This is a genomic window from Halopenitus malekzadehii (assembly GCF_900108505.1).
GTDB classification, from domain to species: domain Archaea; phylum Halobacteriota; class Halobacteria; order Halobacteriales; family Haloferacaceae; genus Halopenitus; species Halopenitus malekzadehii.
Map to the genome: position 1 here is coordinate 26,042 of NZ_FNWU01000001.1, position 15,013 is coordinate 41,054.

The window sequence follows — 15,013 nt, forward strand, 5'->3', positions numbered from 1 at the left end:
ACGCCTCGCTATCGGGTGGTGGATCGACGCGGACGACGACGGTTGGTGGTGTGGGTGAGACGGTGGTGAGTGGTGGTGGGTGATGATGTAGGGGTCCCACGGTGAAGTGGTGAGTGTGTGGTGAGTGGTGTGGGTGCCCATCCGGACGGATGGGTCGTGGGAAACCCCCCATCGTGTGCCTCTCCCCGCGTCGCCCGCACTCGAAGACACGGTGGTGGTATCAATAAATCCCCCTCGCCGTTCGAACCGTGGAAACCGTTTAGAACCGTTTATACCGCCGATTTTCCCGTAAACGGTCGAAACTATCCGGTCGATCGCGCGGCGGGACCGTTCGGTTCGGTCGATTCGATCGCGGGGTGACTCGGGCTGGCGCCGTGGCGTGTTCCGCGTTCACTCAGCTCGCGCCACGAGGTCGGCCGCGTGTTCCGCCGCCCGGTCCATCACGGCCGCCGCGTCGAGGGTGGTGACCTCCCGATCGCGCATCAGAACCGTCCCGTCACAGACGGTGTGGCGGACGTCGGAGCCACGGACCGCGTACGCGAGGTGTGACACGACGTCGTGAGCCGGCGTCAAATGCGGCGCCTCAAGGTCGACGACGATCAGGTCCGCCGCGGCGCCCGTCTCGATCCGGCCGCCGGGGAGACCGATCGCGTCGGCACCGTCGCTCGTCGCCATCTCCACGACCGCCGCGGCCGGCACCGCCGACGCGTCGTCGGCGCCGATCTTGCCGACCATCGCGGTGTCGCGCATCTCACCGAAGAGGTCGAGGTCGTTGTTCGAGGCCGCGCCGTCGGTACCGATCCCGACGGTGACGCCCGCCTCCCGGAGGTGCTGGACCGGGGCGATCCCGGAGGCGAGCTTCATGTTCGAGGCCGGACAGTGGACCACCGCGGTGTCCGTCTCCGCGAGCAGTTCGATCTCGGTGTCGTCGACGTGTACGCCGTGAGCGAGGAACCGGTCCGGGCCGAGCGCGCCCCGGTCGGCCGCGTACTCCAGCGGGCGAACGCCGTGATCCTCGACGATTGGCTCCACCTCGCCCATCGTCTCGTTGGCGTGGAGATGGACCCACAGGTCGTCTTCGTCCGCCGACTCGATCCCCTCCGCGAGCAGACCCTCCGGCACCGTCGTCAGCGAATGGGGCATAAACGCCGTCCGGATCCGGCCGTCCGCGGCGCCGTCGTAGGTTCGTGCGAACTCGAGGCTCCCCTCGAGGTCCGCGCGTGCATCGGCCTCATCCTTGCCGACGGCGACGACCCCCCGGCCGAGCCGCGCGCGGACCCCAGCCCGGTCGACCACGTCCGCGACGCGGTCCATCGAGAAGTACATGTCCGCAAACGCGGTCGTCCCGGACCGGATCATCTCGAGGACGCCCAACTCCGCACCGACTTCGATGTCCTCGTCCGTGAGCTCGGCCTCGACGGGCCAGATGTCCTCACGCAGCCACGACTCCAGCGGCTTGTCGTCGGCGTGGCCGCGCAACAGCGTCATCGAGACGTGGGTGTGGCCGTTGACGAGCCCCGGCATCACGAGTCCCCCCTCGGCGTCGAGCGTCCGGGCGATCTCCCGACCCGTGGTGACGTCCTCGCTGACCGCCTCGATCCGGCCCGCGTCCGCGTCGATCAGTACGTCCGCCTCGCTGACGCGGCCGTCGGGATGGAGCACCCGACCGCCGGTCACGGCAAGCGCGTTCATGCGCAACCGTTCGCTCAGCGACGGCGTAACTCCACCGAAACCGGTCGGGTTGCGACGGGGTGGCGCCGGCCCGCTACTGGTCCGCGCAGTACTCCACGAAGTTCCGCAGGATCCGCAGCCCGGTCTCCCCGCTCTTTTCGGGGTGGAACTGCGTGCCGAACACGTTGCCCGCCTCGTTGGCGACGATCGCCGGGAACTCGACGCCGTGCCGGCTCGTGGCGACGACCGCGTCCGGATCATCGGGTTCCGCGTAGTAGGAGTGGACGAAGTAGGCGTACTCCCCGTCGACGCCCGCGGCGACGGGATGATCGTGATCGACGGACAGGTCGTTCCAGCCCATGTGCGGCACCTTCTCGTCGACGTCGAACCGGACGTTCGTCCCCGGGATCAGGTCCAGCCCGCGAACCTCACCCTGGCCGGCGTGGTCGGCCTCCTCGCTCGAAGTGAGCAGCATCTGCATTCCGAGACAGATGCCGAACAGTGGGCGGCCCGCCTCGGCGTGCTCGACGAGCGCGTCGCGGTACGGCCCCGCGTTCTCCATCCCTTCGCGGAACGCGCCCACGCCCGGGAGGACGACGCCGTCGGCGGCGGCGAACGCGTCGGGATCGTCAGTGATCGTCACGGACGCGCCGGCGCGCTCGAGCCCGCGCGTGGCCGACCGCAGGTTGCCGAGGCCGTAATCGACGATCACGACCTCGGCCAGCGCCTCGTCCGGGGGCTCCGGTATGCTCATACGGTCCCTCGGCGGGCCGTCGTCAAATCGGTTTCCCTCGGGGCCGGCAGTCTCGGAACCCGACCGCTCAGAACTCGCCGAGCCGGGACTGGCCGCCGCCGTTCCCGCCATCGCCCGGCCGGCCATCGCCCGGGCCGCCGCCGCTTCCGCCGTCGGTGTCCGCGTTCGCATCGTCGGCGCTCCCGATCCCCGCGATCCGGGCCGCCTCGGCGATCGACTCGAAAAACCCCTCACGCTGGCTCCGATCGTACAGCGTTGCGGCCGGATGGACCGAGAGGAGGACCCGTCGGGAGGCGTCCCCGATGCGCGCGTCGACGACCGACCCGGCCTCCGCGGTGATCGCGACGTCCCGATCGAGGACGTGCTGGCTCGGGACCTTCCCCAGGGTGACGAGGAGCTCGGGATCGATCCGGTTCAGCTCCGCCGCCAGATAGCCGCGACAGTTCGACAGCTCCTCGACCGACGGGTCCCGGTTGTCCGGCGGCCGACACCGGACGCAGTTCGTGATCCGAACGTCGGACCGAACCAGCCCGGCCGCCCGAAGCGCCTCGTCGAGCACGTCACCTGATCGGCCGACGAACGGCTCTCCCTGCTCGTCCTCGTTCTGGCCCGGTGCCTCACCCAGAAACACCAGACTGGCGTCCGTCGGTCCGACCCCGTTCACGATCCGGGACCGGGACTCCACCAGCGCCGGACAGCGCTCACAGCCGGTCACCCGGAGGTCGTCATCGAGCGTCGCGGTCGCCTCCCCCGATCCGTCGTCGCCGTTCATACCGATCGGGTGTCCGGGAGGGGCCAAAAACCCGATCGGGTTCGACCGCGTCCCGCCCTACTGCTGCTCGGCTGCGAACCGCCGGAACGCCCGCGCGGCCCGTTTTGCGACGCGAACCGGCTCCGGACGATCGTCGTCGTCCACCGTCACCTCACGGACGATGTCGGCGGCCCGGTCGGGATCGATGCCGACCGCGCGCACGAACGGCGCCGTCGTGCCCCGTCGATCCGGCAGCGACCGATACGTCGCGAGCCGGGCCGCGAGTGCGCCGCCCTCGAACTGCTCCCGGAGAGCCGGCTCCAGGCCCGGGCTCGCCTCGAAGGAAACCGAAATCACCGGCCGGTCGACCGCCCGATGGATCACCCCGATATCCACCACAATTGAACCACGCGGGCGCGACCCCGGCGATCACGAGCCGGCGTGCGTCCTCGCGGTCGAGCCGCTCGACGAGGCCGATGACCGATGCGGTCGCGTCGGTGCCGCCGACCGTGCACGTGCCGCCGACCAGGTCGTCAACGCGTCCGTTCGTCCGGACGAGCGCGCCCGCGATCCAGCTCCGATCGTCCCCGTCGGAGAAGGCGATCCCGAGCGAGCGGCTCCCGGATTTCACGCGTGGTCGTTACTCGCCCTGTGTTTTGATGTCCTGGAGCCGGTCCAACAGCTCGTCGCTGGAGGCGCCGATCTCGTATTCCACCCGTCCCTGGTGGTCGTTCTCGGCGGTGCGGACCCCATCGTCATCGAAGTCGGCGTCCAGATCCTGATTCTCCTGTTCGGACTCGTCGTAGCTTCCGAAACCCATACACGTGGATGTTGGTGATCAACCGGCAAAAAACCACTGCCGCCGTGGATCCAGTCCGTTCCGACCGGACCTGACCCGACGACGCGTCAGTTCCCGGCGCTGATCGAGACGAACTCGAAATCGGGCGATCGGTCCTCAAACCGGTCGAGTTCGAAGGGATCCCGCGGAAACGGCGGGTCCGATCCCTCGAGGAGGCACCGAACGAGCGTCGCGGCGATCGGCGAGGTCATGATTCCGCGGCCGTGGAAGCCGGTCGCGACGATCAGCCCGTCGGGCGCGTCCGCCGGCGCGTCGATGATCGGCCGCGTGTCCGGCGTCGCGCCGTCGACGCCCGCCCAACCGTCGACGAGCCGCATCGCCCCCGGAGAGTCGACGAACCGCGGAACGAGGTCGGCGACGTGGTCGCGGAACGCCTCGTCGGCCGACCGGCTCGCGTCGTCCGGGTCGTCCTCGGCGAACGACCAGCCGCCGACGAGCAGGTCGCCGTTCGCCTCCGGCCGGAAGTAGACGTGTTCGCCGGGGATCCACCCCATCGGGAACGATGCCGGCAGGTTCTCGGGCGGCCGCAGGACGATACACTGCGTCCGGTAGGGCCGCACCGGCAGCTGCAGGTGGGGAGCAAGCAGGTCCCGGGTCCGCCATCCCGCCGCGGCGACGACGTGGTCGCACGCGATGAACCCCTGGTCGGTTTCGACGCCGGTCACCTCGTCGCGGTCCGCCGCGACCGCCATCTCGGTGACGGTCACGTCCGTTTCGAAGCGCGCGCCCGCTTCGGCCGCCTCGGCCTGAACAGTCGTCGCCAGCGTGTACGGGTCGACGTGCCCGGTCCCGTGATACCGCGCGACGCCGACGAACTCGTCCATATCGATCCCCGGCCACTGTTTCCGGGCGTCGTCGGCCTCGATGAACGCGACGTCGACGCCGTTCCCACGCTGTCGCTCGACACGGGCACGCACGGTCTCCTCGCGTTCGGGCGTCACGAGCTCCACGCTCGGAATCTCCGCGAACTCGAAGGCGCCGGTCCCGTCGTACGACCGGAAGAAGTCGAGCCCGTGGGTCGCGATCGACGGGTAATCGGGGTAGGAGGGGATCATCGTGATCTCGCCGGCCGCCCGGGCGGTCGCACCCTGTGCGATCCCGTCCCGTTCGAGGACGAGCACGCGATGCGTGTCCGCGAGCTCCCGGGCGACCATACAGCCGATGATGCCGCCGCCGATGACGACCACGCGTGGCTTCCCGCTCCCCGTGTCGTCGTCGATTTCCGTCCCGTTGCCGTCGCTTTCCGTCCCGTCGGGATCGAACCCGATCGACGCCGCCGTCCCGTCGTGTTCGGCTCCCATCGTTAGTGTGCTCCCGTCGCTCGTGGCATCGTTAGTACTCGTGATCGACCGCGCGGAAGGCGTCCTCGGCGACTTCGAGCGCGTCGTCGATCTGCTCGTCGGTGTGGCTGTAGGTGGTGAAGAACCGCTCGCCCTGCATCGGGTTGCCGAAGAGGACCCCGTCGGCGGCCGCCTCGAGCCACCAGTCGGCGAACCGGTCCCCGTTCGCGTGCCAGGTGTCGCGGTAGGACGCGATCTCGTGGTCGGTCATGTACACCTGCCCCATCGACCCGATGTGTTGAACGTTCACCGGCAGGCCGACGTCGTCGGCCACCTCCTGGAGGCCGGTGAACAACCGATCGCCGAGCCGGTCGATGTGCTCGTAGACGTCCCGGTCGTCCAGGATCTCGAGCGTCTTGAGGCCCGCCGCGGCCGCGACCGGGTGCCCGTTGTACGTGCCGCCGTGGAATGCCGAGGAGTTCCACTTCGAGGCCTCCTCCTTGCGCGGGGGGATGATCTCCTCCATAATGTCGGTTCGCCCGCCGAACCCGGCGACCTGGTAGCCTGCGCCGGCGGCCTTCGCGAACGTCGTCATGTCGGGGGTGATCCCGAACCGACCCTGTGCCGATCCCGGCCCGAGGCGGAACCCGGTCATTACCTCGTCCCAGATCAGGACGATCCCGAGCTCTTCGGTGAGGTCCCGGAGGAACTCGTGGTAGCCGTCACGGGGTTTCAGACAGCCGCACGAGAACATCACCGGCTCGATGATCACGGCCGCCATGTCGTCGGCGTGTTTCCGGAGGATCCGCTCGGTCGCCTCCTTGTCGTTGAACGGAATGGCGACCATCGTCTCGCTGACTGCGTCCGGGATCCCCGTCCCGTAGGAGACGGTATTCGGCTCCTTGGCCGGCCCGAGCGCCTCCTCGCTCGCGTAGACGCTCTGGAGCGCGTAGTCGTGGGCACCCGCATAGCCACCCTCGGGTTTCGCGATCTTCTCCTTGCCCGTGTACGAACGCGCCACGCGCATCGCGTGCATCGTGGCCTCGGTGCCGCTGTTGGCCATTCGGACACGCTCGATCGACGGGGTCATCTCCACCACCTTCTCCATGAACTCGATCGCGATGGGCTGTGGCGTTGCCGTCAGGTCGCTCGTGTCGACCTGCGCTTTGACCGCTTCCCGGACCTCGGGGTGGCCGTGACCGAGGATGATCGGGCCGAGCGCGAGCAGGAAGTCGAGGTATTCGTTCCCGTCCATATCGGTGACGTAGGAGCCGTCCGTCTCCTCGATGTAGAACGGATACGGGTCGAACGATCGAACGTTCGACTCGACGCCGAGCGGCGTCACCGACGACGCGCGTTCGTGAAACGACCGGCTGTTCGACGTCCGTTCCTGCAATCGCTTTGCGTGATCGTGCTCGTTGTCTCCGAGACTCATTGTCACCATCGACGGCAGGAGAGGAAATAAATCTTTGCCAAAACGTGTGTTCTACCGAAATTCGTACGACAACATGCTTCGGAGATCGTCAACAGTTCGAAGGTGGTCGAGCCACGGGCCGGACGCCGACTCACTCCTCCACGGACGCTCGCTCCAGGGGGAGGACCAGCCCCTTCGGGCCGCCCCCGGCCTTCCGGATCTCCTGAGCCGTCAGTTCGACGACCTCGAACCCACGTGCTTTCAGGGCTGCACGCACCTCGTGGTTCCCGGAGGGGAGCAGGATCGTCCCCGGCTCGACGACGATCGTGCTCGTCGCACGGTTTCGTTGCTCGCGCATCGGCACCGGAATCGTCTCGATCCCGCGGTCGTGGAGCGTGTCGAGGAACTCCGGCGGCACCGCCTCCGAGTAGACGAGCGCCAGATCCGGCGCGACCATACTGAACACCAGCGCGAGGTGCGTCTGGCCGGTGCTTTCGGTGCTGCCGAAGATCGGCACCTCGATGACGTCGACCCCGTAGGTCTCGAGCACCGTCCGCACCTGTCGAATCCCGGCCGCGTTCGTCGTCTGCGACCGCCCGATCGCGACCGTTCCCTCGTCGATCCACACCATGTTGCCGGCCTCGAACCCGCCGTCGCCGTGGACGCTGTGGTAGATCGGCGCCCCCAACTCGATCACGCGCTCGGAGAGACGCCGCTCCTCGCCGTGACGCGTCTCCTCGACCATGTTCCCGACGACGATGCCGCCCTCGATGGCGAAGCCGACATCCCGGACGAACAGCGACTCCGCCAGGTCGTCTGCGGCGTCGGTCAGCTGGTGAACGGTGACGCCGCGGGACTCGAGCGCCTCCACGAGCCCCTGGTGTTCCTTGGCCGCCCGCTCCTGTCGCGGCAGGCCGTCCCAGTTCCATGCGTCCGGGTCGACGACCGTGTTGAACTCCGCGCCCGGCTCGTGAACGAGCACACGTTCGAGCCGGCCGTACTCCGATCGAACGGACGGTTCGAGGTCCCAGACGTCGCTCATTCGTGATCGATCCGCAGCGTGTGTTCTTCCTTGACGCTGCGCAACGCGACGTCGGTCGCGGTGTCCTCGACGCCGTCGTACTGGCCGATCTCCCGCAGCAACTCGGTGAGTTCCCGGCGATCGGCCACGCGAACCTTCAACAGGAGGTCGGCGTCGCCGGTGAGCTCGTGGATCTCCTGGATAGCGGTGACCTCGACCAGACGTTCGGCGACCTCCGAAGAGCGGCCGGCGGTCGTGTTCACCCGCACGAACCCGACCTCGTTGCGGCCCAGCAGATCTGGATCGAGCACCGCGCGGTACTCGCGGATGTAGCCCTCCTCCTCCAGCGCGTTCGTCCGTTCGTGGATCGTCGCCGTCCCCATGTCCAGCCGTCGGGCGATCTCCGAGAGTGCGGCGCGCCCGTCCGCCTGCAGGATGGCGAGGATCTTTCGGTCGACCTCGTCGAGGTCCATATGGACCGGTGCAGTCGCATCCCCCCTAGGTGTTTTGTTTGGCGACACGGTGTTCAGCCCGATCGATGGGCTCTGAAAACATAATATTTCCTCAAACACCTTTGTTCTCATAGAATCGTCTGCTATTCGGCTACTATACAAAACATATTTCACTCTCTGCGCTATACTCCCACAGGACAATGGGACGTGATACCAAGCGGTCGGCGTCGGGGATCGACGCCGCACTCGTCCGGCGGCTCCGCCGGAACCAGTACACCGGCGCGGTCGTCAACCTGGCGCCGAGCGCCTTCTGGCTCGGCGTGTTCTTTCTCGCCCCGCTGGCGGTGATGTTCCTCTTCAGCTTCGGCCAGCGCGGCGCGTTCGGTGAGGTGTTGCTCGCGCCCGAGAACCTCGGGCTCCAACAGTATCGGGAGTTCTTCATCCCCGACGATCGGTCGCTGATCGGCGGGCTCTGGGTTACGATCGCCTGGGCGATCGAGGCGATCGTGCCGTTCGAACTGTCGCTGACGAGCGGCCAGGCGACGCCGTACGTCAGGTTGCTGTTCAAGAGCATCGGCTACGGCGTCGTGGCCACGGTCGTCTCGCTCGTCGTGGGCTACCCGATGGCGTACTACCTCGGTCATCTCGCGCCCGAACGCTACCAAAACCTGCTCGTCGTCCTCGTCATCCTCCCGTTCTGGGCGTCCTTCCTGGTTCGGATCTACGCGATCCAGCTGCTGTTGTCGGCAAACAGCGTTCTGATGAACGCGCTCGCGGTCCTGCCGGGGATCGGAGCCGACGTCTCGTTGATGAATTCCCGGTTCGCCGTCCTGCTCGGGCTGGTCTACATCTGGATCCCCTTCATGATCCTCCCGGTGTACGCGAGCATCGAGGAGATCGACTTCACCTACCGTGAGGCGGCGATGGACCTCGGTGCCGACCGGCTTGAGGCGTTCGTCCACGTCGTCTTCCCCCTCTCGAAACCCGGCGTGATGGCCGGCAGCGTGCTCGTGTTCATCCCGAGCGCTGGCGCGTACGTGATCCCCGAGCTGCTCGGCGGAACCGACAGCCAGATGATCGGTAACCTGATCGCCGACCAGTTCGGATCGGCCGGCAACTGGCCGCTCGGGGCGGCGGCGTCGTTCGTGTTGATGGGCGTGATGCTGTTGAGCATCGCTGCCTATCAGCGCGGCGGGGGTGAGCTCGCGTGAGCGGCGTCCTCGGTCGGATCCGGTCCGGCCTGTTCAAACGCGGGACCGGGATCCTGCTCGGGCAGACGGCGCTCGTCTACCTGTTCTTGTACATTCCCATCGTCGTCCTCGTCACGCTCTCGTTCAACGACTCGCGATACGCGATCGTCTGGCAGGGGTTCACCACCGAGTGGTACGCGGCGCTGTTGAGCGGTGAGACGGTCGCCCGGGTGGATCCGAACGCCGCCTGGGCCGCGCTCAGCAACTCCGTCGAGATCGCCGCGGCGAGCGTGATCATCAGTACGGTCTTCGGGACGATGCTCGCGTTCGCGCTCGACCGCTACGAGTTCCCCGGCAAGCGCCTGTTCACCGGCGTGGTGTTCATGCCGATCATCATCCCGAGCATCGTGATGGGGATCTCGCTGCTGTTGTTCTTCAACATCGTCGGGATGCAACTCAGCATCCGAACCGCGGTCATCGGTCACGTGGCCTTCGGCATCAGCTTCGTCGCCGTCGTCGTCGCGGCGCGGCTCCAGAACTTCGATCGAACCCTCGAGGAGGCGGCGATGGACCTCGGGGCCAACGAGCTCGAGACGTTCCGATACGTCACGCTGCCGGTGATAAAGCCGGGCGTCCTCGCGGGCGCGCTGTTGGCGTTCGCGATGAGCTTCGACGACTACGTCGTGACGTTCTTCATCATCGGCCAGGAGAACACGCTCCCGATCTACTTCTTCGGGATGGTGCGACAGGGGATCTCCCCGGGCGTCAACGTCATCGCCGCGCTGATCGTGGTCTCGACGATGGTGCTCGTCGGGATCGCCCAGTGGTTCCAGGGGCCGACCTGGTGAGCGGCTGCCGTTCCACGTTCGGCAAAACTTAGTCGATTATCTGGTCTCTCTGACGAAATATTTATGACTCTTGGCGGCAATTTAGAAAAAAGAGACGGTGATAACTGATGACACGACACCAGAAAAGCGATCGACGGACGTTCCTCCGGACGACCGGCGCTCTCTCGGCCGGCGCGCTCGCCGGGCTTGCGGGTTGCTCCGGTAACGGCGGCGGGGATGGAAACGGCGGCGGGAACGGTAACGGCGGCGGGAACGGTGGCGGCAATGGCAACGGCGGCGGCGAGATCGAGGACGAGCTCGCCGTCTTCCAGTGGACCGATTACTGGCACAACGGGTTCATAAGCGGCTTCGAGGAGGAGTACGACGTCTCGGTTTCGGTCTCGAACTACGGCTCCAACGAGGAGATGTTCAACGCCCTCCAGGCCGGCGGGACCGGCCAGTACGACGTCATCTTCCCGAGCGACTACATGGTCAACGTCCTCCACGACCAGGACATGATCCAGCCGCTCGACCTCGAGGCCATCCCCAACTTCGAGAACCTCTCCGAGCGGTTCCGGAACGCACCCTACGACCCCGGCGAACAGCGGTTCTCCGCGCCCTATCAGTGGGGAACCTCCGGGGTCGCCTACAACGAGAACATGGTCGGCGACATCGAGGTCTCCTCCTGGGAGACGATGTGGAACGAGGAGTTCGCCGGGCAGATGTCGATGCTCGACGACGTCCGCGAGACGATGGGTGCAGCCCTGAAGCAGCTGGGCTACTCGCTCAACACGACCGACGAAAGCGAGATCGAGGAGGCAAAGGAGCTGTTGATCCAGCAGAAGGATCTCCTGTCGACCTACGACTCGACGAACTTCCCGACGAACCTCATCAACGAGCAGATGAGCCCGGTCCACGCCTGGTCCGGCGGCGCCTTCCAGGCCTACTGGGAGACCTTCGAGGACGGAAGCTCGCCGATCAACTACGTCATCCCCGAGGAGGGAAGCGTCGTATGGGTCGACACCGCGGCGATCACGGCGGAGGCCGAACACGTCAACGCGGCACACGCGTTCATCGATTACTTCCTCGACGCGCAGGTCGGCGCGGAGATCACGAACTACACCTACTACGGCAGCCCGAACGAGGCGGCCGAGGAGTACATCTCCGAGGACGTCCTGAACAACGAATCGATCTACCCGCCCGAGGAGACGATGGAGAACCTCGAGTACATCCAGAACATCGGACAGGCCACCACGCTCTATGACGAGGCCTGGCAGGAGATCAAGACGGCGTAATCGATGACGACGTACGACGTCCGGATGGAGGGGGTGACGAAGCGGTTCGACGACGTGGTCGCGGTCGACGACGTCGACCTGTCCGTGGAATCCGGGCAGTTCCTGACCCTCCTCGGTCCGAGTGGCTGCGGCAAGACGACTCTGCTTCGGTGTATCGACGGGTTCGAGACGCCGACGGAGGGGACGGTGTACATCCAGGACGAGGACGTGACGTACGTTCCGCCGTTCGATCGCGACACGAGTATGGTCTTTCAGTCGTACGCCCTGTTCCCGCACATGACCGTCGGCGAGAACGTCGCCTTCGGACTCCAGATGCAGGGCCTGGACGCGGGGGGCGAGGCCGGCCGCGGCGGGGTTGGCAACTCACTGAAACGACTGTTCCGTCGGAAGTCCAACGAGGAGATCGAGGCGCGCGTCTCGCGGATGCTCGAGCTCGTCGAGCTCCCCGGAACGGCGGACCGCGACGTGAGCGAGCTCTCCGGCGGTCAACAGCAACGGATCGCGCTGGCGCGGGCACTCATCACCGAGCCGACCGTCCTCCTGCTCGATGAGCCGCTCGGCGCGCTCGATCTGAAGCTGCGGAAGAATATGCAGGTCGAGCTGAAGAACCTCCAGGAGGAGCTCGAGACGACCTTCGTCTACGTGACCCACGACCAGGAGGAGGCGTTGACGATGTCCGACCGGATCGCGGTGATGAACGACGGACGGATCGAGCAGCTCGGCACCGCCACGGAGATCTACGAGGAGCCGGCCACCGAGTTCGTCGCCGACTTCATCGGCGAGACGAACCTGATCCACGGTGACTACGGCGAGACCGACGATGGCGCCGTGATCGAACGCGACGGGACGCGCTTCCACGTCCCGCGTGACCCCGCGGCGGGGACGAGCGCGGCCTTCGCGATCCGCCCCGAGAAGATCCGCGTCGGCGCCGACGCCGACGGCCTCCGGAACGTCTTCGACGGGGAAGTCGTCGACGAGATCTACAAGGGCAACCTCGGCAAGTACGTCGTCGAACTCGACACCGGCGACCGGCTGACCGTCGATATGCAGATCCGCGATCAGGGCGGATCGCTGCGGCGCGGCGAGACCGTCCGTCTCGGCTGGGCCGCCGACAACTGCGTCGTCCTCACTGAATAGAGCGAATCGCCCACGACTCGACGGGGACGAACCGCTCTCGACGATCCGGCCGGCGCCCCGGATGATCGAGCAGGCACCCCGGACGATCGAGACGGACACCCCGGACGACCGAGACGGACACCCCGGACGACCGAGACGAACCGCTACGGAACCGATTCAACTGCGAGACCGCGACGACACACGACACGATACGGATGCACTACACAGGCACGCTCCAGGAGACGCACGCACAGGCACGCGAGGACATCGACCGCGAGTTCGGCGCCGTCATCGACGGCGAGACGCGGTCGGCGGCCTCCGGCGAGACGTTCGAGCCGACCGATCCCGCCGTGAACGAGCCGATCACCACGGTCCCCAGCTGCGACGCGACCGACGTCGAGGCCGCCGTCGAGGCGGCCGACGCGGCCGCCGACGAGTGGGGCGGGATGGACGCGAGCGACCGGGAGGACCTGCTCCGCGAGTGGGTCGCCGCGATGCGCGACCACCTCGACGAGTTCGCGCTGCTCGGAGCCCTCGAGGTGGGCAAGCCGCTCGAGTTCGCCCGCGCGGACGTCGAGAACGGCCTCGACTTCCTCGAGTACTACGCGAGCGTCGCGGTCGCCGAGACGGGCGAGTACGTCCCGACCGGCGACGACTCCCACACGTACGTCCGCCGGGAGCCCTACGGCGTCACCGGCCAGATCCTGCCGTGGAACTACCCGATCCTGCTGATGGGCTGGAAGGTCGGCGCCGCCCTCGCGGCCGGCAACACGGCCGTCGTGAAGCCGCCGAGCCCCGCACCGCTGTCGGTCATCCTGGCCGGCCAGCTGGCCGCCGAGACGCTGCCGGACGGCGTGGTGAACGTCGTCCCCGGCTCGGGCTCCGAAGTCGGCGATCCGCTCATCGACCATCCCCGCGTCGGCAAGATCTCCTTCACCGGCTCCGTTCCTGTGGGCCAGGCGATCATGCGGACTGCCGCGGACACGGTCACGCCGGTCACGCTCGAGCTCGGCGGGAAGAATCCCTTCATCGTTTTCCCGGATGCCGACGTCGAGGAGGCGGCCGCAACGGTGGCGACCGGCGGGATGTACAACGCCGGCCAGTCGTGTGACTCGGCGACCCGGATCTTGGTTCACGAGGACGTCAAGGAGGAGTTCCGCGAGGCCTACCTCGAGGAGCTCGACGGCTGGGAACCCGGCGATCCGCTCGCCGAGGGAACCACGATGGGGCCGCTCGCCTACGGCGGCCACTTCGATGACGTCGACGACTACGTCGACCTCGGCCGCGAGGAGGGCGCGACGCTGCTCCGCGGCGGTCCGCTCGAGGACGAGGACTACGCCGACGGCGCCTTCTACCGGCCCACGGTCTTCGACGACGTCGACCCCGAGATGCGAATCGCCCAGGAGGAGGTGTTCGGCCCGGTCCAGTTCCTCTTCGAGTTCGGCGACTACGAGGAGGCGATCGAAATCGCCAACGGCGTCGACTACGGGCTCACCGCCGGCATCGCGACCGGGAACCCGTCGGTCGCCCATCGCGCGGCCGCCGACGTCGAGGCCGGCAGCGTCTGGGTGAACCGCTACTTCGGCACCGTTCCCGGCACGCCCTTCGGCGGGTTCAAACAGTCCGGCTTCGGCCGCGAGTGTGCCGCCCAGGCGATCGAGGAGCACCAACGCGCGAAGTCGGTCAACATGGCGATCGACGAGCCGCCGTACTAGCGAACATTCTTCGCTAACTGGTTCAAACACCGAAACATATTCGACCGCCGTCGGTGCGGGACGGTTCGGCAAGCGTCCGGCGCCCGACGACGCGACCGCTATTCGACGTCGATCCGATGACCGTCAGCGTCGACGTCGGTCTTCGGCAGCTCGACCGTCAACACTCCGTTGAAGTACGCCGCCTCCGCCGCCGTCTCGTCGACGTCGCTCGGGAGCCGGACCCGGCGGGAGACTGACCGGCGACGTCGCTCGCGCCGGTGATACTCGAGCGCGTCCTCCTCGTCGACGCTGTGTTCGACCGACTCGTCGCGCTCGGCCGCGATCGTGAGCGTTCGGTCGGAGACCGTGACGTCGATGTCGTCGCGGTCGTACCCTGGCAGGTCCGCGGTGACGGTGACTGTCGATTCATCCTCGGCGACGTCGATGGAGATCTCCCGTCCGAGGCCCGACTCCAGGTCGCCGAAGCCGGCCTCGAGGTCGCCACCGATCCGCTCGAACTCGCGGTTCATCCGCTCGAACAGCCGTTCCATCTCCTCGAAGGGGTCTCGGCGCGTCATACGGTCGATCGTAGGTCGTCGATCGACTTGAACGTTGCCGGCGTCCCCGTCAAGGGGTGTCGGATCTGTCGGGGAGTCGGAGAAACGGGAGACGGGAGTTCGCGAGATGCG

14 protein-coding genes and 1 pseudogene are annotated in these 15,013 nt (G+C 67.1%); 5 read left to right on the forward strand and 10 right to left on the reverse strand.

Translation table 11 applies throughout. The annotated features are described in order from the left end of the window. Positions 1–390 precede the first annotated feature (390 nt). The 9 genes and pseudogenes from BLW38_RS00155 to BLW38_RS00195 all read right to left on the reverse strand — a co-directional run bounded on the left by BLW38_RS00155 (position 391) and on the right by BLW38_RS00195 (position 8,223). On the reverse strand, positions 391–1,692 hold the full coding sequence (locus BLW38_RS00155; RefSeq protein ID WP_092812636.1) for an amidohydrolase: 1,302 nt from the start codon (positions 1,690–1,692) through the stop codon (positions 391–393). Between the two features lie 73 nt (positions 1,693–1,765). Then, the gene (gene hisH / locus BLW38_RS00160; protein WP_092815366.1) at positions 1,766–2,425 is read right to left on the reverse strand and encodes an imidazole glycerol phosphate synthase subunit HisH; all 660 of its coding nucleotides are present in this window, start codon (positions 2,423–2,425) and stop codon (positions 1,766–1,768) included. Between the two features lie 67 nt (positions 2,426–2,492). Further along, a complete protein-coding gene (locus BLW38_RS00165; protein ID WP_092812639.1) occupies positions 2,493–3,197 on the reverse strand; it encodes a uracil-DNA glycosylase in 705 nt (234 codons plus the stop codon). A 57-nt stretch (positions 3,198–3,254) separates the two neighbouring features. Next, positions 3,255–3,807: pseudogene (locus BLW38_RS16760) on the reverse strand (endonuclease dU). A 9-nt stretch (positions 3,808–3,816) separates the two neighbouring features. Further along, a complete protein-coding gene (locus tag BLW38_RS00175) occupies positions 3,817–3,996 on the reverse strand; it encodes a DUF5786 family protein (RefSeq protein WP_092812642.1) in 180 nt (59 codons plus the stop codon). 86 nt (positions 3,997–4,082) lie between these two features. Next, positions 4,083–5,336 carry an NAD(P)/FAD-dependent oxidoreductase gene (locus BLW38_RS00180; protein WP_092812645.1) on the reverse strand — a complete coding sequence of 418 codons (1,254 nt, stop codon included), beginning with the start codon at positions 5,334–5,336 and terminating at the stop codon, positions 4,083–4,085. A gap of 31 nt (positions 5,337–5,367) precedes the next feature. Then, complete coding sequence (locus BLW38_RS00185) at positions 5,368–6,750, reverse strand: aspartate aminotransferase family protein (RefSeq protein ID WP_092812648.1); 1,383 nt, start codon at positions 6,748–6,750, stop codon at positions 5,368–5,370. Between the two features lie 130 nt (positions 6,751–6,880). After that, positions 6,881–7,771: a dimethylarginine dimethylaminohydrolase family protein gene (locus tag BLW38_RS00190; RefSeq protein WP_092812651.1), complete on the reverse strand. Its 891-nt coding sequence runs from the start codon at positions 7,769–7,771 to the stop codon at positions 6,881–6,883. Further along, positions 7,768–8,223 (reverse strand): Lrp/AsnC family transcriptional regulator, encoded by a 456-nt coding sequence (locus BLW38_RS00195; RefSeq protein ID WP_092812654.1) that lies wholly within the window; start codon positions 8,221–8,223, stop codon positions 7,768–7,770. Before BLW38_RS00195 ends, BLW38_RS00190 begins: the two co-directional genes overlap by 4 nt. A gap of 179 nt (positions 8,224–8,402) precedes the next feature. Here BLW38_RS00195 and BLW38_RS00200 point away from each other — a divergent pair, with 179 nt between their 5' ends. The 5 genes from BLW38_RS00200 to BLW38_RS00220 all read left to right on the forward strand — a co-directional run bounded on the left by BLW38_RS00200 (position 8,403) and on the right by BLW38_RS00220 (position 14,345). Then, the gene (locus BLW38_RS00200) at positions 8,403–9,413 is read left to right on the forward strand and encodes an ABC transporter permease (RefSeq protein WP_092812657.1); all 1,011 of its coding nucleotides are present in this window, start codon (positions 8,403–8,405) and stop codon (positions 9,411–9,413) included. After that, positions 9,410–10,240, forward strand: coding sequence for an ABC transporter permease (locus tag BLW38_RS00205; RefSeq protein ID WP_092812660.1), 831 nt, complete (start codon positions 9,410–9,412; stop codon positions 10,238–10,240). Before BLW38_RS00200 ends, BLW38_RS00205 begins: the two co-directional genes overlap by 4 nt. A 107-nt stretch (positions 10,241–10,347) precedes the next feature. Then, entirely contained in the window at positions 10,348–11,514 is a 1,167-nt protein-coding gene (locus BLW38_RS00210) for an extracellular solute-binding protein (RefSeq protein ID WP_092812663.1), read from the forward strand. 3 nt (positions 11,515–11,517) lie between these two features. Then, entirely contained in the window at positions 11,518–12,651 is a 1,134-nt protein-coding gene (locus BLW38_RS00215; protein WP_092812666.1) for an ABC transporter ATP-binding protein, read from the forward strand. A gap of 194 nt (positions 12,652–12,845) precedes the next feature. After that, positions 12,846–14,345 carry an aldehyde dehydrogenase family protein gene (locus tag BLW38_RS00220; protein ID WP_092812669.1) on the forward strand — a complete coding sequence of 500 codons (1,500 nt, stop codon included), beginning with the start codon at positions 12,846–12,848 and terminating at the stop codon, positions 14,343–14,345. 98 nt (positions 14,346–14,443) lie between these two features. On the opposite strand, the gene BLW38_RS00225 is transcribed toward BLW38_RS00220, so the two are convergent. Then, complete coding sequence (locus tag BLW38_RS00225) at positions 14,444–14,902, reverse strand: Hsp20/alpha crystallin family protein (protein ID WP_092812672.1); 459 nt, start codon at positions 14,900–14,902, stop codon at positions 14,444–14,446. Positions 14,903–15,013 lie beyond the last annotated feature (111 nt).